Annotated in this window: 19 protein-coding genes and 1 tRNA gene; 9 read left to right on the top strand and 11 right to left on the bottom strand. The window is 62.5% G+C overall.

The window, feature by feature from the left end; all coding sequences use genetic code 11:
* Positions 1-150: 150 nt before the first annotated feature.
* The 5 genes from H7007_RS03515 (at position 151) to H7007_RS03495 (ending at position 6,000) form a co-directional block, all read left to right on the top strand.
* On the top strand, positions 151-1,590 hold the full coding sequence (locus tag H7007_RS03515) for an IS1096 element passenger TnpR family protein (RefSeq protein WP_287153114.1): 1,440 nt from the start codon (positions 151-153) through the stop codon (positions 1,588-1,590).
* Between the two features lie 98 nt (positions 1,591-1,688).
* Positions 1,689-3,083, top strand: coding sequence for a C45 family autoproteolytic acyltransferase/hydrolase (locus H7007_RS03510; RefSeq protein WP_287153113.1), 1,395 nt, complete (start codon positions 1,689-1,691; stop codon positions 3,081-3,083).
* 26 nt (positions 3,084-3,109) lie between these two features.
* Positions 3,110-4,144, top strand: a complete 1,035-nt coding sequence (locus tag H7007_RS03505) for a thiamine pyrophosphate-dependent dehydrogenase E1 component subunit alpha (protein WP_287153112.1) — start codon at positions 3,110-3,112, stop codon at positions 4,142-4,144.
* The gene (locus H7007_RS03500; protein ID WP_287153111.1) at positions 4,137-5,156 is read left to right on the top strand and encodes an alpha-ketoacid dehydrogenase subunit beta; all 1,020 of its coding nucleotides are present in this window, start codon (positions 4,137-4,139) and stop codon (positions 5,154-5,156) included. The genes H7007_RS03505 and H7007_RS03500 overlap by 8 nt, the downstream gene beginning before the upstream one ends.
* Before the next feature lie 13 nt (positions 5,157-5,169).
* Positions 5,170-6,000, top strand: coding sequence for a methyltransferase domain-containing protein (locus tag H7007_RS03495; protein WP_287153110.1), 831 nt, complete (start codon positions 5,170-5,172; stop codon positions 5,998-6,000).
* A gap of 276 nt (positions 6,001-6,276) precedes the next feature.
* Here H7007_RS03495 and H7007_RS03490 read toward each other — a convergent pair whose 3' ends face one another.
* Entirely contained in the window at positions 6,277-6,906 is a 630-nt protein-coding gene (locus H7007_RS03490; RefSeq protein WP_287153109.1) for a hypothetical protein, read from the bottom strand.
* Between the two features lie 761 nt (positions 6,907-7,667).
* On the opposite strand from H7007_RS03490, the gene udp reads away from it, so the two are divergent.
* Positions 7,668-8,501, top strand: coding sequence for a uridine phosphorylase (gene udp / locus H7007_RS03485; RefSeq protein WP_287153108.1), 834 nt, complete (start codon positions 7,668-7,670; stop codon positions 8,499-8,501).
* A 498-nt stretch (positions 8,502-8,999) separates the two neighbouring features.
* Positions 9,000-10,091 (top strand): 4Fe-4S binding protein, encoded by a 1,092-nt coding sequence (locus H7007_RS03480; RefSeq protein ID WP_287153107.1) that lies wholly within the window; start codon positions 9,000-9,002, stop codon positions 10,089-10,091.
* Positions 10,092-10,125: 34 nt separating this feature from the next.
* Here the strand turns inward: H7007_RS03480 and H7007_RS03475 are convergent.
* From H7007_RS03475 to H7007_RS03465, 3 genes are all read right to left on the bottom strand, one after another.
* Positions 10,126-10,217 (bottom strand) — tRNA-Ser (locus H7007_RS03475).
* A gap of 239 nt (positions 10,218-10,456) precedes the next feature.
* On the bottom strand, positions 10,457-10,912 hold the full coding sequence (gene tadA / locus H7007_RS03470; protein WP_287153106.1) for a tRNA adenosine(34) deaminase TadA: 456 nt from the start codon (positions 10,910-10,912) through the stop codon (positions 10,457-10,459).
* A gap of 115 nt (positions 10,913-11,027) precedes the next feature.
* Positions 11,028-12,866, bottom strand: coding sequence for an aldehyde ferredoxin oxidoreductase N-terminal domain-containing protein (locus tag H7007_RS03465; protein ID WP_287153105.1), 1,839 nt, complete (start codon positions 12,864-12,866; stop codon positions 11,028-11,030).
* Positions 12,867-13,506: 640 nt separating this feature from the next.
* Here H7007_RS03465 and H7007_RS03460 point away from each other — a divergent pair.
* Positions 13,507-14,370, top strand: a complete 864-nt coding sequence (locus H7007_RS03460) for a hypothetical protein (protein ID WP_287153104.1) — start codon at positions 13,507-13,509, stop codon at positions 14,368-14,370.
* 296 nt (positions 14,371-14,666) lie between these two features.
* A complete protein-coding gene (locus H7007_RS03455) occupies positions 14,667-14,900 on the top strand; it encodes a hypothetical protein (RefSeq protein WP_287153103.1) in 234 nt (77 codons plus the stop codon).
* 227 nt (positions 14,901-15,127) lie between these two features.
* Here the strand turns inward: H7007_RS03455 and H7007_RS03450 are convergent, their stop codons facing one another.
* The 7 genes from H7007_RS03450 to H7007_RS03420 form a co-directional block, all read right to left on the bottom strand.
* On the bottom strand, positions 15,128-15,721 hold the full coding sequence (locus H7007_RS03450) for a (Fe-S)-binding protein (RefSeq protein WP_287153102.1): 594 nt from the start codon (positions 15,719-15,721) through the stop codon (positions 15,128-15,130).
* A 380-nt stretch (positions 15,722-16,101) separates the two neighbouring features.
* Positions 16,102-17,199 carry a putative Se/S carrier protein gene (locus H7007_RS03445; RefSeq protein ID WP_287153101.1) on the bottom strand — a complete coding sequence of 366 codons (1,098 nt, stop codon included), beginning with the start codon at positions 17,197-17,199 and terminating at the stop codon, positions 16,102-16,104.
* A 3-nt stretch (positions 17,200-17,202) separates the two neighbouring features.
* The gene (locus H7007_RS03440) at positions 17,203-17,583 is read right to left on the bottom strand and encodes a thioredoxin domain-containing protein (RefSeq protein ID WP_287153100.1); all 381 of its coding nucleotides are present in this window, start codon (positions 17,581-17,583) and stop codon (positions 17,203-17,205) included.
* A 209-nt stretch (positions 17,584-17,792) separates the two neighbouring features.
* Positions 17,793-18,968 carry an aromatic aminobenezylarsenical efflux permease ArsG family transporter gene (locus H7007_RS03435; RefSeq protein WP_287153143.1) on the bottom strand — a complete coding sequence of 392 codons (1,176 nt, stop codon included), beginning with the start codon at positions 18,966-18,968 and terminating at the stop codon, positions 17,793-17,795.
* A gap of 424 nt (positions 18,969-19,392) precedes the next feature.
* Positions 19,393-19,971, bottom strand: coding sequence for a thioredoxin family protein (locus tag H7007_RS03430; protein ID WP_287153099.1), 579 nt, complete (start codon positions 19,969-19,971; stop codon positions 19,393-19,395).
* 364 nt (positions 19,972-20,335) lie between these two features.
* The gene (gene arsB / locus H7007_RS03425) at positions 20,336-21,505 is read right to left on the bottom strand and encodes an ACR3 family arsenite efflux transporter (RefSeq protein WP_287153098.1); all 1,170 of its coding nucleotides are present in this window, start codon (positions 21,503-21,505) and stop codon (positions 20,336-20,338) included.
* Positions 21,506-21,737: 232 nt separating this feature from the next.
* Positions 21,738-22,103: an ArsR/SmtB family transcription factor gene (locus H7007_RS03420; RefSeq protein ID WP_287153097.1), complete on the bottom strand. Its 366-nt coding sequence runs from the start codon at positions 22,101-22,103 to the stop codon at positions 21,738-21,740.
* Positions 22,104-22,221 lie beyond the last annotated feature (118 nt).

Below are 22,221 nucleotides of genomic sequence, written 5' to 3'. Positions count from 1 at the left end.
TTGTAATCACGAGAGGCGGATAGGAAAATTGAAAGACAGAAAAGAGAGGGTCGGCGACCGTTCACGTAAGGAGAGGCCAGGCAGGGCTTGAAGGGATGGCCGAGAAGGGTACCACCAGGGTCGCGTGGAATCCGGGCTGAAGGAAGGGTGATGAGATTGCGGTCCCACGGCTTTTCGCGACCCGTTCCCCTCTTGAACGGGGAGGGGAATCGGGTCATAAAATGCGTTTTTTTGGGGTTGGAACCCGGCGAAGGAGGGCCCCCTAAGCCGCATGCCCACGCCCACGATCGCGTCGTCGTGGTTCTCCACGGAACGCTCGTGCTGGAAATAGGAGGACATCCCCTGGAGGTGAAGGGGAGGGAGGCGGCCTTCATACTCGCCGGCACGCCTCACTCCATATGGAACCGGGGCGAGGAGGGAGCGGAGGCTCTTATCCTGGACTTGAAAAAGGGCTTCTCCGAAGGCTCTTCCGGGTCGCAGGCGAAGAAGAAACGGGATATCCACGAAAAAAAGGAGCGTATCCTGGAGCTCGTCTTCTCCTTCTGCGACCGCTACCTGGATTCGGAATACCGGGAGTTGTGCGGGAGGCTGGTGGAAAAGATGTCCCGCAAGAAGGAGGTTCCCTTCCTCTCCGGCAAACCCGAGGTCTGGGCGGCGGGCGTCATCCATGCCTTGGGAAGCATCAACCTGCTGTTCACCCCCTGGTTTGAGCCTCACGTGGCGGCATACGAGATCGCGGCCTTCTTCGGCATCTCCCACAGCTCCATGAACACGCGCTCCAGGCAGATAAGGGAGATGTTCGGCGAAAACCGGCTGGAACGCGAGTTCTCGACGTCGACAATGGCCACGATGTCCCGGCTGGCTAGCAACATCCTCAACCCCACGACTCCTCCCGAGGTCATCCCTCACATCCTAAGCCTGATGGAGAGCCGCCGAAGGGGATGGCAGGACGCTCTCGCCAAAGCGGGGTGGCAAAGGGAATATTCCAATGTTTACCAATTCCTCGTCTATCTAGTGGATAGCGAGCCGCTCATATGGAGGCGCATCCAGGTCCCGGGTGATTACTCCTTCTGGGATCTGCACGTCGCCGTTCAGGACGCCATGGGCTGGCTCGATTGCCACCTCCACATGTTCTCCATGCCGCGACCGGGCGGCAACGGCGTCGCACATATCGGGATACCCGACGAAGACGAATTGAGCCTGGACCCCAACGAGGAACCCTATACCGAGCTCGCGGGATGGGAAGAGAAGATCGCCGACTGGTTCACGCCCGATAATGCCCTCGCCTCTTACGAATACGATTTCGGAGACGGCTGGATCCACGGGATAGAACTGGAGGGGATACTGCCGCGGGACCCGGACGTGTTCTATCCCCGCTGCCTGGACGGCTCCGGGGCCTGCCCCCCAGAAGACTGCGGAGGGATACCCGGTTATTACCGGATGTTGCGCATCCTTGCCGACCCCAGCCACCCGAAACGTCAAGGTTACATAGAATGGCTGGGCAGCGACTTCGACCCTTTGGATTTCCGGCCGGAAGAAGTGGAGTTCGACGACCCGGCCTTGCGCTTCTTCATCGCCTTTTCCACATGACGGCGGTTTACGCGTAAAGGCAATCCGGAGAAAATGATCGTGACGGGCGTAATCGGGGTTTCGGTTTTCGGTTCACGACTCTCGGAAAGGAGTGAGGGATGCTCTGGGCCATAACCTCGAGGGACGAATTCGGCTTCGGTTATGCGGCGGGAAGGGAGCGGGAGGCCCTTTACCGGGCGGCGCTCTCCCGCACCGCCGTCTGGCTTAGAAGGTCGGGCGCGCAGCCCGGCCGCGTCCGGGAAACGGCGCGCCGCCACCTCGATCTCCTGGCTGACCGCTATCCGGCGCAGCGGGAGAGACTCACGGGGCTGGCCAGCGCCCTGGGGGTCGAGGCCGCCGAGGTGGCCGCGGCGGCGCTGACTCTGGCCTCGCTGCCCGGCACCGGGTGCACCAACTTCGCCGCCGTGCCTCCCGCCACGGGGGACGGCAAGGTGTACGTGTCCTGGAATTTCGACCTCTCCCCCCTCTTCCGCCTCCTCATGGGCCGCATTCCCCTTTACGTCAGGGACGTGGCCGGCGCCAAGCCCTACGTCTGTCTCGGCCTCCCGGTGCTCTTCGGCATCGGGGTGATGAACTCCGATGGGCTGTCCGCCTGCGTCAACTCGGTGGGCTCCATGGACGGCGGGGAAGGCCTCACCTTCTTCGAGCTCAACAACCTGGCCATGGAGACCCAGTCCACGGTGGACGGAGCGGTAGGCGTCTGGAGGGACAACCCCCGCGAGGTCCTGCCCGGTCTGGCCATGGCCATCCTCATGAACGCCAACTGCATCTTCGCCGACATGGGCGGGGACGCCGCGGTCATCGAATATTCCCACCGCTACATGGCCGTGGAGAAGGCCGCGGACCACGGGGGCGTGTTGGCCTCCGCCAACCATTACCAGTTCCTGGACCGCGAACTGGCCGGAGGCGCCGACCCGCGGAGGGAGAAGGTCATCGCGGGCTCCTTCGCGCGCCTAGCGCGCATGTGGGAACTTCTGGAAATGTTCCGGGGGAGGATAGACCGGGAGACGGCCCGCATAATAACCCGGGACCACGGCCTCAACTACTCCGCGCTGGCCGAGTTCGGCATGGACCGCAGCCCCTACGAGGAGCGCGTGGACGACGCCACCATCTGCTGCCATCCCTGGAATTTCTTCCGCCACCTGCGCCGGGGGGAGATCCTGGACGCCCTGGTGGAGATGAACATCGCCCGCACCCTCAACTCCATCATCATGGACCCCGGGCGATGCACCATATACATCACGCCCGGAAATCCGTGCCGCCACCAGTACGTTCCCGTCTGGGTGGGCGACGCTCTGCGCATGGAGTGGGCCGACCGGGCTCGGGAGGAGATCGACTATTCGCCGCAATGGAGACCGCGCACCCTGACCAAGAGAGGGGGCGTCTTCCGAAGGCCCCGCGCCACCAAGGCCAGCGACTGGGCGCGTTCCTTGGGGCTCAGGTTCTTCGGGGCCCTGGACCGCCTGATCTCAGCCGGATTGGTGGAGGAATGATCCCGAAGAGTCCGGGAGGCGGGAAGATGAAACCGGACCTGGAAGACCTCTACAGGAGGATGGCGCGCGCCAGGTTCTGCGAGGAGGCCCTGGCCGACCTCTGGGAACGGGGCTTGATCTCCGGGGAGATGCACCTGGGGGTGGGCGAGGAAGCGGTGGCGGCGGGTGTGGTGGCCCACCTGGTGGAGGGCGATGCCATGGCCCTGGATCACCGCTCCACGCCTCCCCTGGTGGCGCGGGGGATCGACCTCCTCCCCCTCTTCCTGGAGATGCTGGGGCATGAGGACGGCCTGTGCGGAGGGCGGGGAGGCCACATGCATCTCTTCTGCCGCGAGCTGCTCTCCGCCTCCTCGGGGATAGTGGGCTCCTCGGCGCCCCTGGGCGCCGGGTTCGCCGTCGCCGCCCAGTATCTCAAAGCCGGGCGGGTGGCGGTCTCCTTCTTCGGGGAAGGGGCCTGCAACCAGGGGATGCTCCTGGAGGCCCTGAACCTGGCCGCCGCGTGGAGACTCCCCCTGGTCCTGGTGTGCAAAGACAACCGCTGGGCCATCACCACCAGGTCCCGCTCGGTGACCGGCGGAAACCTGCTCCGCCGCGCGCGCTCCTTCGGCATCCCCGCCCGCCGGGTGGACGGAACCCGCGTGGACAAGGTATGGGAGGCGGCGGCCTGGGCGGTAGGCCGGGCCCGCGCCGGCCGTGGCCCCAGCTTCATCCTGGCCTCCTGCCCCAGGATGGAGGGGCACTTCCTGGGGGACCCCCTGCTGCGGGTCTTCCGGGAGCCGATTCGCCAGACTATGGAGATCGGGCCGCCCCTCATGCGGGCCCTCCTCTCTAAGCCCGTTTCCGCGGCCGCCTACCGGCTGCCTCGCCTGGGGACGATCGGCAGGACGCTCACCGTACTGGGCGCCGAAAGGTGCCTCCTGAAAAAGGACCCCCTCCGGCGGTCTGCATCCCTCCTGGGCGAGGAAGCGCGCCGCCGGATCGAGGGGGAGGCCCGGCGCGAGGTGGAGGAGGCGGTGGAACGCGCCCTGTGGGAGGCCGGAAGGGGGGGATCCCATGCCTGAGATGACCTTCGCTCAAGCCATAGACTTCGCCCTAGGGATGGCCATGGAACGCGACGAGCGGGTGATCACCTTCGGGGAGGACGTCACCATGCTGCGCCGCGAACTCTTCGTGCGTTTCGGCCCTAAAAGAGTGCGCCAGGCGCCCATAAGCGAGGCCGCCTTCCTCGCCGCGGGAGTGGGCGCGGCCATGGCCGGCCTGCGCCCGGTGGTGGAGATCATGATGGTGGACTTCATCGCCGTGGCCTTCGACGCCCTCCTCAACCAGGCCACGAAGATCAGGGCCTTCTCGGGAGGCAAGTGGAACGTTCCCCTGGTGGTACGGGCTTCCTGCGGCGGCGGCTACGGTGACGCGGGACAGCACGAGCAGTGCCTGTGGGGCCTTCTCTCCGGGATGCCCGGGATAGCCGTTGTCGTCCCCTCCAACCCCGCCGATGCCGCCGGGCTCATGCTCTCGGCCATAGAGAGCGAGGACCCGGTGGTCTTCCTGGAGCACAAGCTGCTCTCCGACTACTGGTTGGACTACCTCGGCGCCGGCGGCCGGAGCACGGTCTGCTTCGACGTCCCCGCGGCCGGGGCGAGGGGGGAGGTGCCCTCCCCACCCCTCCCGGTCCCCATCGGCAAGGCCAGAAAAGCGCGGGACGGCGGCGATATCTCCATCCTCAGCCTGGGCGTGAGCCTGCACCGCTGCCTGGAGGCCGCGGACATACTGGAAGATAATGGCATCAAAGCCGAGGTCGTCGACCTGCGCAGCGCCTGCCCGCTGGACCGCGAGCTCATCCTCTCCTCCGCCGCTCGCTCCGGCCGCGTCCTGGTGGTGGATGAGGACTACCTCGGGTACGGGCTCAGCGGGGAGGTGGCCGCGGTCCTGTCCGAGGCCGGGATCAAAGCGGACTTCGCCCGGGTGGGCCCTCGGGAGGTCATCCCCTACGCCCGCCGACTGGAGGACGAGGTCTTGCCCGACGTGCGCCGCATAAGGGAAGCCGCCCTGCGCCTCTGCGGACACGACGCCTGAGAGGAGGAAGGTGTTGACTCGGGATTCGGCGGCTCACTACCAGAAGGTCACCGCCCTGTGGAGAGAGTTCATGGGTGACCACTTCCACTTCGGTTATTTCCGCACCGGGGAGGAGAGCCTCTCTCAGGCCGCACTGGACATGGTGGAAGAGCTCCTCCGCCTGTGCGAGCTTGATGCGAACCACAGGGTACTGGACGTGGGCTGCGGAATAGGAGGGGCGGCCTTCTACATCCACGAGAGATACGGATGCGCCGTGGACGGCATCTCCAACAGCGAAGTGGGTGTGCGCATTGCCGAGGGGTCGAGCAGGGAACGGGGATGCGATGCGGTGAGGTTCAAGGTGGCCGATGCCCTGCGGAACGGCTTTCCCGATGAGACCTTCGACCTGGTGTGGATCATGGAGGCCTCTCACCCCATCGAGGACAAGGCGGCCTTATCCCGGGAGTGCTTCAGGGTCCTGAAGAAAGGCGGGAGGCTGGCCATGTGCGATCTCGTGCAATTGAGGACGCTGCCCTTCCGGGAAGGGTTGCGGAACATGGTCGTCAACCTGAGGGATTTCCTCTTCGCGCCCAAGGTGTGGGGGCCGGCCCATATAAGCACGCTGGGGAAGCTATGCGATATCCTCGTGGACACCGGTTTCACCGACCTGCGGGTGGTTAACGTGACGGACAAGGTCACCCCCACCCTGAAACACTGGCGAGAGAACGCCCTGCGTTTCCTGGAGCGCGCCGGGGAAAAGGCCTCCCGCCGTTACGCCGCCGACTTCGCCAGGGCCTGCACCAGCCTGGAGAAGGCCTTTCGCGACGGGGTCATGGGATACGGCATGATCTCGGCGCTCAAATAAGGGGCTTGCATCGGGCCGCTAGGTCCGCTCATATGCCAGCCCCTGGAAAATATCCGCAAGGCAAGGCAGGCCATAGCCATGCGCCCTACCGGAACGGGATGTAAGAGCCGCCGGCGGTATTGGAGGAAGAATAGCGGAAAAGTTGCACGTCGGGCGACGTTCTGGCCACCATCAGCACCTGCTTCCTGCCGATTGAGTAAACGTGGATCTGAGATCCGTCGCAACGGAACGGCTGGACGAATCCCTTGATGCGTCAGGCCAATCCCTTGGCGGAGATCAGGTTTTTCTCACGTCCAGGATCACCCTCAGGGGAGCGGTCTCGTAATGCAGGTAGCAGGGCAGTGGCCTCACCAGGTCCAGGACGAAGGTGATCTCTATGCTGCTCGGGCCCGTTGTATGGGTTATACGAGAGACGGGCAGATGGCCCAGGAAGACGCTGTCGCCCTCTTCCCGCAGCTGGTCGTCCGTCACCGACACGTTGGACACGAAGATGAACAGGCGGGTCCGATCCGGTGAGTAGTAACTCTGCGAGAGCGGCAGGCGGTCGGCGTTGCCGCCATCCGTCTTGCGTATCTCGAAGACGAAGCGGTAGTAATCGCCCTGGTCGGACCATCGGATGTCGGAGATGGTGAGGTCGGGATAACCGCCCGATCCGATGGTCTGGGTGTCGAAGCTGAAGGGCAGACCCCCGGCCTCGCGAGGGGGTCTTTCCTCCGGGCGTTCCCCGCCCTCCTCCGCCGCTTCCGGCCCTTCGCCGGTGGTCGTCCCCTCCACCCCCTCGGTGCCCTCCCCTGCCCTCTCCTCCAAGCTTTCCTCGGCGGTCACTTCCGCGGTCTCCGACCTTCCGCAGCTCACCCCCGCGAGCGCGCTCAGGCTCACAAGAAACAACACAGCAAGGATTACCATTAATCTCCTTTGAACATCCATTACCCCCACCTCCGTCCGACCGTGCCTGACAGCCTCCTCGCAACCCAGTGTCCTAGTGCTCGAGGCCAGCCCTCCTTCCCCTTCCGCGAGCACAAATCCCGTTTTTTAAGGTAAGAACACACGGCTCGGCGCGTCCGGGCTTCAACCCGCAATCGCGGGCACTCGCATTTTCACGGTCAAGGCGTCAAGAATCCCATGTGAACGACGAGCACGGTGTTTCCACGATAAACGCGCTTGACCCCGGAGGGCGGTGATCTCTCCTCTTGAAGAACTGCTTCCTATTTTTTCTCCCAACGGCGTCTTCGCGTTTCTAGCCGAGTTCGACGGAAGCTTGAAGGCGCTCCTGATTCACCTTTCTCGAATATAAGACCTTCTCAAGGCATGGTCAAATCCTCGAATGCAGCCCCTGCGGTTTTATCGACATCCTCCAGGTACTTCGCCGCACAGACAAGCGAGACACGCTGTCTAAGATCTGACCTGCAAGAGGTCGCCTCTCTCGTTCCGCAGACCTGCCCGCTTCGCGAGGATGAAATGTCGGTCTTTCGAACGTTCCCAAATCCTGAGGCGACCGCCGAAAGGCTACGGTATCCGGACGGGAAACGGGCATCGAGCTTCCGGCGCGCGTAAGGCGCCACGGAGAGCACGAGGTTTAAGATCCGAATCCGAACGGGAATACTTCTCTCGACACTTAAGGACCGTGAAAACCCATGTCTCTTTTGTCACGAGGAGGCACGCACGGCATGGACCTTAACGGACAAGCGAAAGCGGCAGGCGCGAGGGAACCGAGACGGTCGTCAACCGTCTATCACCTCTCCCTCCGCAAGAAGGACATCGTGGGCGCCAAATACGCCCTGCTCCCCGGCGACCCGGCCCGCGTGGAAGCCATCGCCTCCACCCCTCCCCTTGAGAGATGCCGCGAGCTGGCCTGGAAGCGCGAGTTCCGCACCTGGCTGTGTTATCTGGGAGGCACACCCTTGCTGGTGACCTCGACGGGCATCGGGGGACCTTCGACCTCCATCGCCGTCGAGGAGCTGGCCCGGCTGGGCGTGGAGACGTTCATCCGCGTGGGCACCACGGGGGCTATCCAGCCGGACATCGAGGTGGGCGACGTGGTGATCACCACCGGCGCGGTGCGCATGGACGGCGCCTCCGCCCACTATGCCCCTGTCGAATATCCCGCCGTGGCCCATCATCTACTGGTGGGCGCCCTGGTCTCCGCGGCGGAGGAACTGGGCATCCACCATCACGTGGGCATCACCTGTTCCTCGGACACCTTCTATCCCGGACAGGAGCGCCACGACGCCTTCCGCGGCTACATCCCGCGCCGCTTCCGGGGAATGACCGAGGAATGGCGCATGATGAACGTCCTCAATTACGAGATGGAGGCGGCCACCCTGCTCACCATGTGCGGGGTGCTGGGGCTCAGAGGGGGGTGCGTGACGGGCGTGGTGGACCGCCACGCGGAGGGAGGGCGCATCAGACCGGAGGCTTTGAAGAAGGGCGAGAGCAACGCTGTGGCGGTGGCGGTGAAGGCCATGGAATCGCTTGTCGCCGCGCGACAGGCGCAGGGATAATTCCGCGTGCCGACCAGGGGAGCTAGGCAGGCGACGGAAATCCCGGCCACCGCACGTTGCCGGCGGAACCCAGTCGCTCGATTGAGGAGCGCCTTTAAGACATTTTATCCGCTCCTCATCTCCACGCCGTTCGCGGCCCGGCCAAAAAGGCGGCCCCTTCATGCCGTTGCAGTGCGGCGATGTGAACAACGCCTCTTTCGCCTCCCACTCCACCAGCCGCCCTAACGCGAGGCCGCGGCGGGGGAAGGTCCGGGCACAGGGGAAGGACCGAGGCCCTCTGGGCACCGCACCTTCCCCGAACACGAATTTTATCGGGGGCGCCTCGGGAACCCTCCCTGCAGCAGAGGAACGGCCTCCTCGATCTTCGCCGTATCGGGGGCAAGACGTCGAAAGCGCGGTTCGCGAGCTGGCAATAACCGAAATCCTTCGATTCTCATCACGGAGCAACGCATCGGCCACTATAATAGAACCTGAAAGATCACGGAGAGGGAGGTGCGCATGTCCGGGAACGTATGGACCAGGGCCGCCAACAGGATGGTCGCCGCCGGGCAGGTCCCCCTGCCCGTCACCGAGACCCTCATCGAGCTCCTGCAGACCATCCTCGACGAGGAGGAAGCGGAGTTCATCCAGACTTTCGACAGACCCTCTTTGAACCTGCAGGAAATAAGGGAGCGCTGCGATCTGGACGATGCTTCACTCCAGGCCATGTTGGACGGCCTGCTGCACAAGGGAGCTCTCATGGTCAGCCGCAGCAGGAGCAGTGGCGTGGACGTCTATCACCTCATGCCCCCGCTCCCCGGCCTCTTCGAGCTGACCATGGTGCGGGGCGGGAGGGGGGAAAAAGAGAAAAGGCTCGCAATGCTCTTCGAGATGCTGTTCGACGAGCTGGCGGGCCTGGTGCAGGCCAATTACGAGCCGACCATGGAGGTCCTCAAGGCGGTGCCGCCCATAACGCGGGTGGTTCCCGTGGAATGCGAGGTGGACCTGAAGCAGGACACGGTCATGCCTTACGAGGACGCCATGAAGATAGTGGACAAGTTCGACACCTTCGCCGTCAGCCATTGCTACTGCCGGCATCACAAGGACCTCTTGGGAAATCCCTGCCGGGTGACGGAGGAGAAGGTCAACTGCCTCACCTTCGGACGCTCTGCCCGGTTCATGATCGATTACGGGTTCGGCAAGGAGATAACGGCGGAAGAGGCCAAGAGAATCCTCAAGGAGTGCGAGGATGCCGGCCTGGTCCACAAGTTCTTCCACGAGAAGAACGACCCGCTGAGGGACGAGTTCGCCATCTGCAACTGCTGCAAGTGCTGCTGCGGCACCTTCGACCTCTTCTACCGCGGCGCGGCGCCCATGATGACCTACGCCTCCCACCGTGCGGCCGTCGACGGGGACCTCTGCACCGGCTGCGAGGTGTGCGTGGAAAAGTGCCCCATGGAGGCCGTGGCCTTGGACGGGGAGGTAGCGCGAGTGGACATAAACAGGTGCATCGGCTGCGGTGTTTGCGCCTACCATTGCCCCAGCGGAGCCATGTCCCTGGAACGGACCGGCATGCGCAGCGTCTTCGTCCCCCCGCCGCGCAGAGGGTGACCGCGTCCTCACACAGGAGAGGACAGAATAGGGTTGGCGGAGAGGGTGGGATTCGAACCCACGGAGCCCCGCGAAGGGCTCAACGGTTTTCGAGACCGCCCCATTCGTCCGCTCTGGCACCTCTCCGCGCATCCCTATTATAGCCATCGGAGAAGATGCCCTGCAGCCGTAACCGGACCACCCGTTCTCCACCCCTGCATCTTCTTCCCCCGCCCGCTCCGTTCAGCCGACGACGAGGGCGAGCTTCAGGGCATTTCGCCTTACCGGCGAAGGAAGCGAAAAAACCACTCGCAATCCTCGCCATGCCCGGCGTCAGCGTCCTCCGCATGAAGAAGCGGCCAAGCCGAGGGCCATGACGGGCCAGTTCAGGGGCGAGCGCGCCGGCCCTCGAAAAACCCCTTCAGGAGGGAAAGGCATTCCTCTTCCAGGATGCCCTCGACGACCTCCAGGCGGTGATGGATGGTCTCGTCGCTCACCAGGTTATAGCGACTCCCGGCCGCACCCAGCTTCAGATCCCGAACCCCGAACACCAGTCTTGCCACCCTGGCCTGCACAAGGGCTCCGGCGCACATGGGACAGGGCTCCAGGGTCACGTACATGGTAGTCCCTTCCAGGCGCCACCCTCCCAGCCGACGTGCCCCCTCGACCAGGGCCAGCATCTCCGCGTGGTCCAACGGGTTTCCCGTGGCCTCGCGCCGGTTGTGGGCCCTCGCCAGCACCTCGCCGTCCTTCACCAGGACCGCTCCGACGGGCACCTCGCCCTCCTCCGCCGCCAAGCGGGCTTCCTCAAGCGCCAAACGCATGAAGTCCCTGTCTTTCATCGCTTTTACGGCTCCCACCAAAGCCCGGGCAACCTGGAGATACTTGCCCTAACGGGCGGGGCGAACTCGCTTAGCAGTGAGCAACAGCCTTCCTTCTCGCCATGGATGTTCGATTTCAGGCTCTGTCCCTTTCATCATAGTAATCGACGAGCAGTCGGTCGAAGTCCTCGCGGGTGAGGGGGTTGCCGAAGTAGTCATGAAGCCGGCCGCCCCGGCCCCAGAGCGGCCTCTCGTCGAACCAGGCTTCGGGAGGCCGGTCCTTTTCCCGCCCCAACCCTTCCCGGGCGTTCAGCTCCCGGTAGAGTTCCCAGGAAGCGGCGGCCCTTCCCATCATCTCCTCCAGGGATAGCTCCATGCCGGTCACCGCGGCCAGGAGGTCCCGTATCAACCCGGCATGGTAAAAGCGGTTGATCTGGAAACGGTTACAGATTCCCAGGGAGCTGAAGAGGCTGAACCAGTCCTCGGCATAGCGGGTGAGCCGGCCCGCGTTCAACCCCCACGGGGGAGAGAAAATGCGCTCCAGCGCGTCTTCCGGCGCCCCCATGCGCTCCGTGAGCCGCCGCAACCTCTCCTCCGGGAGGCCGGGCACGTAGGTGGCCGAACCGGCGCTGGCGGAAGTGGGGCCGCGCGGGGATACCACCTGCTCGAACTCCATGGTCCCCAGCCCGCTCACTCGCGGGTCGTACAGACAGTCCTGATCGCGTACAAGCATGGTGAAACGCCTCGTATCCTCCCCGAAAAAGGCCAGGGTGCCCTTCCAGCCCTCTGCCAGAGCGTTTCCCGCGTCGCCGCTACGCTCCGTGACCACCCGGGCCAGCCCGCGCAGGATGTCCGCCCCCCTCTTCAGGGGCACCCCCTCCAATCTATCGCCCTTGAGAATCCCGTGCTCCCTCAGCTCCAGGAGGTAGGCCGCCTGCCAGCTCAGGGTCATGAAATCCAGGCCCAGGTCGTCAATGAGGGCCAGGGTGGAGGCGGCCTCCTCGGCGTCCCGCATGCCCAAGGCGCAACCCAGGATGGCCGCGTTGAGGAAGGAGGTCGAATAGACCGTCCGTTCCGAGGATGGCAGACGGAGCTCATCCTTGTCGGGGAGGAAACAGGAAGGGCACGAGATGCGCCTTTTCTTCAATCTGAGATAGGCCTGTGGGCCGAACCTTTCGATGGCTTCCAGGAGATCTTTTTCTGAGGCCCCGTAGGGAAGGAGTTGCGCCACATACATCGGCCAGGCCCCGATCATGCCCAGCTCCAGGGCGGCTTTCCGCAGCTCATATCTTTGCAACCTGCCGCGAAGCTCTTTTATCAGTCCGCGAAGCCTCTCGGGATCGTCGACTCTCACCTCGCCTTTCCCCCTGGCCAACACCGCCTTCAGGTTCTTGGAACCCAGGACCGCCCCCAGGCCCCCCCGCCCCAGGGTGGCGCAGGCGTCGATCATAGCCAGGGAAGAATGGACGAGGTTCTCGCCCGCCGGGCCGATGGCCAGGACGGAGAAGCCCGGGTAACCCTCCCGGAGAAGCCGTGTGGTCTCCAGTACACCCTTCCCCCACAAGCCACCCGCGGGAACGAACTCCACCTTATCGTCCTCCACCGCCAGGACCACGGGCTCGGGGGACCTTCCTAGGATCACCAAGTGGTCCCAACCCGCCCGCTTCAGGTTGACCCCCAGCCCCATGCTCCCGGATGCGGAGGCCACAGCGCCGGTAAGAGGTAAACGCGCATTGGCCATCACCCGGGCAGCGCCCGGCACCGGCGTGCCCACGAAGGGCCCCGCCCCCAGGATAATCGGGTTCTCCGGGGAAAGGGGGTCCACGCCAGGCCTGGAATAGTCGAGGAACAGGCGGTTGTTTACCCCGAACCCGCCCAGATAGTCCTCGGCAAAGGACGGGGGCACGTCGGCGACGGTCGTCCCCCTTTTGGCGAGATCGACCACCAGTATGCGCCCCGCGTATCCTCCTTGCACTTCTTCCCCCCTTTTTCCCGTTCCCTTTCGCTCTGCCTCGTCTAAAGGGCCGACTCCCTCGGTGACATCGCTCCCTTTCAAACAGGAATTCCCTTATTATCCGCCTTGCAGCCCCTTCTTCGACCACTCACCGAGCGGCCGCTCGTCCGGGAGTAGTGCTCCGCAAATCCAATCACGAGCATCATCCCCGTTATCCAGTCCTACTCTAATTGCTCCGCTCCTCCGCCAGCAGAAAGACCGAACACGCCATATGCGTCCTTATCGATCCCCTCTCGGCAAGACAACGCTTCGCGCGCACACCGGCGGCGGTCAAGAATAATAGAAGCGTGCATATCCTGACCTCTGAGGTCGAGACCACCCGTTCTACTGACAACTCACGCTCTCCGGCCTGGGCGAGCGAGTAGACCATCGGGCATATACAAGGCGAACGCGGCTCCTGCCGGAAAAGAGCCCTCTTCCGCCTCCTTCCAAATTGCCGCTCCTCTTGGTCATTCTATAACTTTTTCTGGAGGGAGGGCATGAAAGGGAGAGACGTCCAAAAGGGTACTGGCCGGGAACGACCTAAAGGTGGGTAGGGCGATTGCCGAATCAAATTCACGCCATACATTGCGGTTTGCTCAGATCTTGGAGGAGGTGCCTGATGTCGGGCAGAGGCCGCGAGATGCACATGTTTTCGATAGCCGTCTCGGTGTCCTTCCTGCTGCTGGTACTGGCGATCATCGCCTACTTTACCGTGGATACGGTGGTCACCACCAACCGCAACCTCTCCGATGGCAAGCAGAAGGTCATCGAGGAGGCGGTCCTGGGACTCAAGGAAACCGGGAGCGCCTTCATCGTCAGCAATTTCTCCACCGAACTGCTGGAAATCTTCAACCAGGACCTCATAAACAAGCTTCTGACGGGCGATGTGTCGGAGATATACCGATACGCGACGAAGGTGATCCTCCTCTTTTATCCCGTGGATTTCGTGGGTTTCGTGTCCGGCGACGGATACCTCGCTTACGCCGCCCAGCCGGGGATCGACGTCAAGCCCGTCGATTTGCCCATTCCAACGGAAAGCCAGGAATACGTAACTCTTGATCACCTTGGAGACCGCAGTGGCTTCTTCATCTCCGTATTCTTCCCGGTGCAAAGCCCCATCCCCGGTTTTGGGGGCGGAGGAATCAGGACCAACATGATCGTGGACCGCACGGAGAAGATGTCTTACCTGGAGGAATATTACCGGGACCAGAGGAACGGCAACTTGCTGCGGATAGGAATCGCCGCCGTGCTGGCGGTGATCCTGTCCCTGCTCCTGACCACCTTCGGCCTCCGCTACCTCACGCACAAATACGTGGCCGGCCCTATCGAGGAGCTAAACCGCCAGGCCAGGGAGATAATGGAGGGCACTTTCGAAGGAGAGGTGAAGGTGGACGAGGGCAGCGCCTATGCCGCTCTGCAGGGATTGCTGCGGAGCGGGCAGAAAGTGCTCCAGCGCATGGAAAGGGAACTCGATGGCCCTTAAGGTTCCGCTTTGCCCGCTATCGGCCGCCGTGACGCAGCGAGAAAGGTAGGGTCCGAGGGAGGGTACCTGGGTTTGGAGCATGCCCCGGCAGGAGAAACCCGAAAGGGGCGGCCTAACGGTTCGAGCCCTCCCAAGATGCGCCGATTACGATAAAATAAATTTCTGTTTGATGTCGGAGGGCCCTTCGGCCCCAGCAGCAAAAAGGATAAAGTTTGGCGGCATGGTTAACGATATATTGTATGACTTAACCCTTGGAGGGTCTCTTTGACGGGGTGGAGGACCTTGAAGGAGGGAAGGTGGCCAATAAACTGGCGCAGGAGATAGAGAAGATACTTTCGGAGGCGGTGGGTGAGTTCATCGCCAAGGCCACGGTCAAGAAGAACTGCGAGCTGATAGGCTGCACCCCGGATACCCTCACCCCGGCCCACCTGCCCGAGTTGGCGGAGAAGATAAGCAAGTCTGTGTCCTTCTTTTCCGGCAAGGACGTGGGATCCAACCTGGCGGAGAGGATAAAGTCCCTCAAGGCATAACCTTTTCAGATCGTACAGGACATTTTTCCAGGTTTCCGCGACGAGACCATATGCCAGATCTCTCTCCATCACCTTTCCTCGCGAAACACATTCCTCCACCTATCCCGCCCCGCGCGGAAGGGGGTTCAAGAACCATGAGCCACCCGTAGCAACGGTGTCGACCGCCTCGAAAGGGCTCGGGATCGGCCAAAGACCGAAATCGCTTGTCCCTCAACCCAGAAGGTCTCTCAGGTGGGAAGTCCCAGGGAGGCCATGACCTCCTCCAACCTTTCCCTCTTTCCCTTCCACCTTTCCTCTCGGTAGAGAGGAGAGCAGTCCCGCGGGCGGTGTTTCTCCTGCAACAGGAGGAGGGCGAAGGCCAGGCAGCTCTGCTCCCCGCACTCCCTGCAGTTGGTCTGGGGAAGGAGTCCGTATATGTCCAGGGGCTTTATCTTTATCTTGCCCTCCGTGACGGGCTCTATCTCCTCCCGATGCTGGCAAACGTAGTTCAGGCGCTCTGCCAACCAGGCCAGGACCTCCTCGGCGTCGGCCACGTCTTCAGCCTTGGCTATGGTCACCCTACGGGGATAAACGGTGATAAGCCGCTGGCCCCTGGTGAAGGTGAGAGCGGGCCGGTCGCCGGCATAGGCGGTGGAGTTCTCCTGTCCTGCCCCCTTGTGCTTTCCGCCGCCCTCTCCCACGTACGTTGCATTGGCCAGCAACGCGTTGAGGTAGGGAAGGAGCTCGCTCACGTCCGTCGGTATGCGGGCGATGAGCCTGATCTTGGTCTCGTCGGCGAAGCAGGGCTCCACCTGCTCGATCTCGATCCTGTCGATGAGCATACGCCTTCCTTTCAATATCGTCAGGCCCTTCCAGCGTCGCTGCTCGTGCACTGGCCCCGACGAAACGGTTGTCCGCCTCATTAACCGTAACCCAAAGAGGGGGAATCCCCCGTTACGGTGGCGCCTTTCCTGCAAGGGCCCGCTTCCCTATAAATTCAATCCTCGCCCTTTTCCCGCTTTGGGCATCACGAACCCGGCTCACAGATTCCGATCCAATGTCAATCCCAGAGGGATAACGCAGTTCATCCCTCTGGCGCCTAAGGTTTGCCCTCCGGTCGGATGTCGCCCTCGTCCCGTGCCACGGACTCTAGCAGGCCCCTCATCCTTTTCCGGCCGTCTATGATACGAGGAATGGGCTTCGAGACACGCATGAAACATCCTCAGGCGGTTCCTTTCGCCTTTCTTATCGACCACCCCTTTGTGGCGAGTATATACTCGGCCTCCGCCAGCGCCTTCCCGACCCCTTCCGAGACGCTTTCCATGATCAATAGGTTTCCCCCACAAAGCTCCCCTCGCCTCCAGAGGGGCTCCGGGAGCGGGAGGAAGGACCCCCCCATAACCAGGCGTAGGGCGGCGAGGGCTGACCGGATCTTGCTCGTCTCCTCCTCGCCTTTCACGTCTCTGGAAAGGATGGGCAGAAGATTCCCGCTCCCCACCGGTCCCGGGCGGTTGTCCCGCAGGAACATCACCTCGTCGGCCAGCTCGCCGGGGTTCATTCGGCGAAGGTCATCCCGCCGCAGCAAGATCTGCCGGATCCTGAAATCCCTCACCAACTCACCGGATCGGAGGGGCAACCTATCGGCGTGGACCACGGTCACGATCCCCTCTCTCATCGCTCCCCGGAACTCCTCCGCGCTCCAGGGCAGCTCCTCCCGTTCCCCGAGGGAAAGTATCAGGTAGACGAGGCCCCGGGAGGACATCTCCGCTACGAGCTCTCTCAAACGCCCGAGATCCCGGCCATTGCCACGCCCTTCCGGAGTCTTTTCCTCGATCCCCATCCCTCTCCCGCCGGAGAGGTCCAGGACCACGGCGGGAACCGCTTGCCGACCCGTGAGCGCGCCGGCCAGGGCTTCCGCGGCGCGGCAGAGTAGTCCCGCACCGCCTCCCATTTCCAGCAAGGCCACGACATCCTCTCGGCCCAAGCCCTCTTTCCTGGCCACTCTCCTCATGATCTCCTCGAGACCGGGGGTCCTCGGCAAATCAGCCGCGAGTTCCGCGGGCAGGATGCCGAACGCCTCCATGCCCGCTTCCTCCGGGAAAAGCACCGCCTTGACCAGAACGGCCCGCTCTTCCAGCAGGCTCGCGGCTTTCCCGCCATCCGAGGCGGGGACGGCTATAGCCGTGGTGCACAGCTCCCCGGCCTGCGGAGGGGCGGGCACCAGCCGCAATCGGAAGCCCTCGTCCCTGAGCAGCGCCTCGGCGAGCAACATGTGGTGGGTGGAGGGAAATACGAGAATCGCTTCCTTCTTCCCGGCCACAGCCTAATCTTCCCTTCTCGCTTCCCCCGTCCTCAGCGTATACTCCACCTCTTCCAGGTCGGGCACCCTACCGTAGGCCACCAGCCTCCCGTCCACAGCCACCGCCGGGAGCACATATCGCAGGGAGAAGGCCACCCGGGAGGCGAAGTCCTCCTCTCCGGCCTCGCGCAGGTAGGAGGCCAGTCTGGCCAAACCCTCGGTATAAGCCCGGTCGTCGCTCATGGGGTATCGGACCAGCTCCGCAGACGGAAACCTCCTCTCCACCTCGGACATCAGCACCTCCAGCCGGGACAGCTTCTCCGCGTCCCGCAGGGAGACCGGCCCCGAACAGGAGCATGCCGGTGCGGGGATGAAGAACTCCACCTTTTGAACCGCGTCCGCCATGTCTACCACTTCCTCCCACAAGGCTTTCCCGTATCTCATCCGGCTCAGTCAATCGATTCGGGACGCCGCATCGCGCCTTTCTTTTACAGCCCTCCCGCACGCGGGAGCGCCGGATCCCGCGCGCAAGTGCCGGCATTCGCTTTGCCGGCCTGATCTTCCGCGCTACAGGAGGCCACGGCCTACCATCACCGGCAAATAGGACGCCGCCTCTACCGCCAGACCGTCTTGACCAGCAAGGCGAGATAATATATCCCCACCCCCAGAAAGACCAGGCCGGCACCCTTGCGGAAATACCTTTCCCACTTCTGCACCTTCTCCGCGTGTCGCGCCCAGGCCCCCACACCGAAGGCGACGGCCAGGGCGAAGACCAGCACGGGGAGGCCGGTACCCAGGGCATAGACGGCGGGCAGTAAAACGCCTCCTCCCGCCGTCCCCAGGGCCAGCGGGATGAGCATGCCGAAGAAAAGCACGGCGCTGTAGGGGCAGAAGGCGAGGGCGAAGAGGGCGCCCAGGGGGAGCGCTCCCAGCATGCCCCAACCGGACAACCTCTCCCCAAGGCGGGCTATGCGCCCTCCCTTGAAGAACGAGAGGTCGAGGACATCGAGCATCACCAGGGCCGCGAAGACGAGCAGGGGCCCCAGGTAATAAACCGAGGAGTTGCGCAGGAAATCGGAAACGCGCACCACGCTGGCTCCCACATATACCAGGAGGACGCCCAAGACCACGTAAGACAACATCCGCCCCAGGGTATAGAGCGCGCCGGCCGCCGCCGCCCGGCCGCGGTCGCCCAGGTCCCTGGCGATGTAGGCCACCGCGGCCAGGTTCGTGGCCAGGGGGCAGGGGGAGACGGCGGTGATCATGCCCAGCATTAGGGCCGCCAGGAGGGGGATGCCCTCCAGGGGTATGCCGGAATCACCTGAAGGCAAGCCCTCCTCCAGGGCGCGATCCAACTCGGAATGGATGTAGGAGATGCACCCCTCGCGGTTATCCCACTTGAACCACACCTCCTTGAGCTCCCGGAAAACCTCGCCCCCATCCCTTTTCAAGACCAGGAAGAGCGAGGAGCCCACCACGCCGAACCTCTCCACCAGCTCGCGGTTGGCCGGGTCGTCAATGGCCAGGCGCCTGAAGGGAACTCCCTCCTTACCGTGGCCCCGGTAAGCGGCCGCCGCCTCCTCGGCGTAGGCTTCCACCTGCTCGCAGGATATGCAACGGATGTGCGGGTAGAAGTAGAGCAGCTCCGCGTCAAATTCCGTGGTCCCATCCTCCTCCGACGCTCGAGCAGGAGCGACTAAAATCGCAAGGACGACTACAAACAAAAAGGCCGCAATAGAGGCTTTTAAGGCTAGGCTTGTAGTAGTCCCGGGACACTTGTCGCTACCCATTTCTCCGCTCGCCACCCACAGCCTCTCCCCGTTCTTCCGCTCTTCCCAGGTTTGCCTTTACACTCTTACCGGCCTGCACGTGCGCCCTTTATGCCCTGACGTCTCGACTCTTAAACCCTCTCTCGTCCACCTTCCGCCTCTTCCGGGTTCCGCACTTATCCAGACTTCCCCCGGCATGATTTGTCCATTGCCATCTCTCGCCCTATGCCCAGGTCTTCCATGTCGCGGATTTTTCCGATGCCGCGCAAACCGATCTCAACGACGACCCTCTGTGCCTCTCAAACCACCGGTAAAATGCTCGGAGTCGTCGGCCTCCTTTCCTTGCTGCCGGGACTGCGCTCCCCCGATAAGCATCACGGGCGTCGAGATACTGGCGACCGAGGATTCCGGCTACGCAACAGCACGGATCTACATCCTCCGGTAATCATGCCTGGCCGGCCAGGAGGCGGTTCAGCATGTTCCTTAATTCGGGTGCCCGCAGTAAGCCCTCATAGGCATCGACCACGGTTCCGTCGGGCCGGATGAAGAAGCTGGTCGGGATGACCCTCACCTGGAAACGATCGCAGAGAACCATCTCGGCGGGGTCATAGACGTCCACCACGACGAAGGCCACGCGACCCTCGTATTCCGGCCGCACCTCCTCGATGGCCTTCTCCATCTCCTTACATGGGATGCATTGATTGGAATGGAAATTCAGAAAGACCGGCCTCCCCGCCTGGAGGGCCGACTCTATGGCTTTCTGTGAGGGGCTCGCCGTAGTCTGCAAGCTTTGGGAGGAATTCCCCTTAAGTTCCTGTTCCTCTTGCTCTACCTCCGCCCGCATTTCTTCCTTGTGCCCGCTCTGTTCCCCGCAACCGCAATCCGCCAGGAAGAGGAAGGCCAGGGAGGCGAGTACGGCAAGGGACACGATAAGTATTTTTCCCGCCCTCGACCCCTCCTTTTTCTTCTCCTCACCACCCGACCGACGCGCCTTCAGGAATGACTTCTCGTAAAAGTCAGCCATGCCACGATTCCTTTCCCGTCTTCGAGTTTCCGTTCACTCTTTCGCAAACCGCTTTGCGAAATACGTGGGCCCGCAAAGCTCGACCGAGTAATACAAACGTATCTATCCTCATTTTGCCGATCGTTTCCATCATCCGTGGAGCGTGAAGACCCACTCAGCCAACCCCCAAAGCTCCTGCTTCCTTTCGTGCTCAACGCCGTAATGAGTTACCAAAATTGTCTCTCCCTACACTCAATGCTCCAACATCCGCCGGAGGGCGCTCCCGCGGGGCTCAACCCCGGCCGAGCCTTCTCCCGGCCTCACACGCCGGACCGCGACCCTGCCCCTCCTTTCTTGTTTCGCCCGTGAACATATCAGAAAGCCCTTACCGTCTCTCCTCAGGAGAACCCCCGTCGGCTGCCGCCACGGACGGGACTTCCTCGGCACGGAACCAGTTCTGGGTCCTGAGGCATATCTTCACCAGCAGGAGCATCACCGGCACCTCGATGAGCACCCCCACCACGGTGGCCAGGGCGGCGCCGGAGGCGATGCCGTAGAGCACGGTGGCCGTGGCTATGGCCACCTCGAAGTGGTTGGAGGCACCGATCATGGCCGAGGGGGCCGCGTCCCGGTAGTTGAGCTTTATCAGCTTCGCCAACCCGTATCCTATCCAAAAGATGAGGTTGGTCTGGATGAACAAGGGTATGGCTATGTAGAGGATGGACATGGGCTGGTCGATGATCAGCTGGCCCTTGAGGCTGAAGAGGATGATCAGGGTCACCAGGAGGGCGATGATGGTGATGGGCGTGAGGTAGTGGATGAACTTCTCCTGGAACCAGTCCATCCCTTTGCGCTTTAGTATCCATTTCCTGGAATAATATCCCGCTATCAAAGGCAAGGCCACGTAAATTCCCACGGATAGCACGATGGTCAGCCAGGGAACGGGCATGCTGTTCACGCCCAGGAGCCACCCTCCCAGGGGAGCGTAGAGGAAAAGCATGGTCAGGGAGTTGATGGCCACCATGACCAGGGTGTGGCCGTCGTTGCCCTTGGCCAGGTAACCCCAGACCAGGACCATGGCCGTGCAGGGCGCGATGCCCAGGAGGATGCATCCGGAGATATAGGACCGGAAGAGCTCCGGCCTGAGGACTCCGTCCACCAGGATGCCTCCCGTGGCGGGGACATAATGGGTGCCCAGGTCCGCACCGGGGATCCACCGCTTGAAGACGAAGCCCAGAAAAAAGGTGGCGATGGCCACCATGGTGAAGGGCTTGATGCACCAGTTGACGAAGAGGGTCAGGAGCACGGGTTTGGGGGTCTTCCCCGCCTTGATGACCTCGGCGAAGTCTATCTTGACCATGATGGGATACATCATGAAGAAGAGACACACGGCGATGGGGATGGACACCTGGGCCACGGAGACCTTGTCCAGGGCCTCCCCCATCCTTGGGAAGGCCTTGCCCAGCAGTATTCCGATGCCGATGCACACCAGAACCCAGAAAGTCAGGTACTTCTCGAAGAAGCCAAGCCTGCGCGCTACCTTAGGCTGTTCCACCGGTTGTTCCCCCCTCGGTTTTTTCGATTTCCACCGCCTTCGATTCAACCCCAGGGTGCGGTTCCCCGAACCCCGGTCCCTTCAAACCTTCCAAGTTACGGATCCGCTACACCGAAAATCCCCTAATAGATGCCTGCAACTGCACATCACCCGCGTCCCGGACCTCCCAAAGCAATTAAACCCGTTACACGAACTCCGCAACCCCGCCTTTAGCCGCCCAGGCGCACAATGGTTACTTTAAGACCGCGAGCTCATCGCATTCCTCCCTGAAGGGATAGTTCTCCGGAATCTTTTCCGCGCCCAGGACACGCAGGAAAAGCTGGTTTAGCCTAAACATCGCCTCCGGAACCAGGGAATAATAGGACCAGGTCCCGCTCTTCCTGGACCTGATGAGCCCCACGTCGCGGAGCACGGAAAGATGGTGCGACACAAGAGGCTGAGAGACGCCGAGCCTTTCCTCGAGGTAACAAACACTCTTTTCTCCATCGAAGAGCAAGCACAATATACGCAGGCGGGTTGCGTCGGCTACGGCCCGCAAGAACACCTGAAGATCGTTAACCGCTTCGCTTTCTATGCAGGGCCTGTCGAATTCGTTCATTTGTTAAATATTTTATATAAATTCTTATTTATATAATTCGTAACCGAATTTAATAAATAAAAATATCGATGTCAACTACTAAAGTCTTCTTCCGCAGTCGTACACAGGAAGCTGGGTG

This window comes from Candidatus Solincola tengchongensis (assembly GCF_015711935.1).
GTDB classification, from domain to species: domain Bacteria; phylum Actinomycetota; class Geothermincolia; order Geothermincolales; family RBG-13-55-18; genus Solincola_A; species Solincola_A tengchongensis.
Note: the sequence above shows the minus strand (reverse complement) of the source record. Positions and strands in the feature narration are given on the sequence as shown.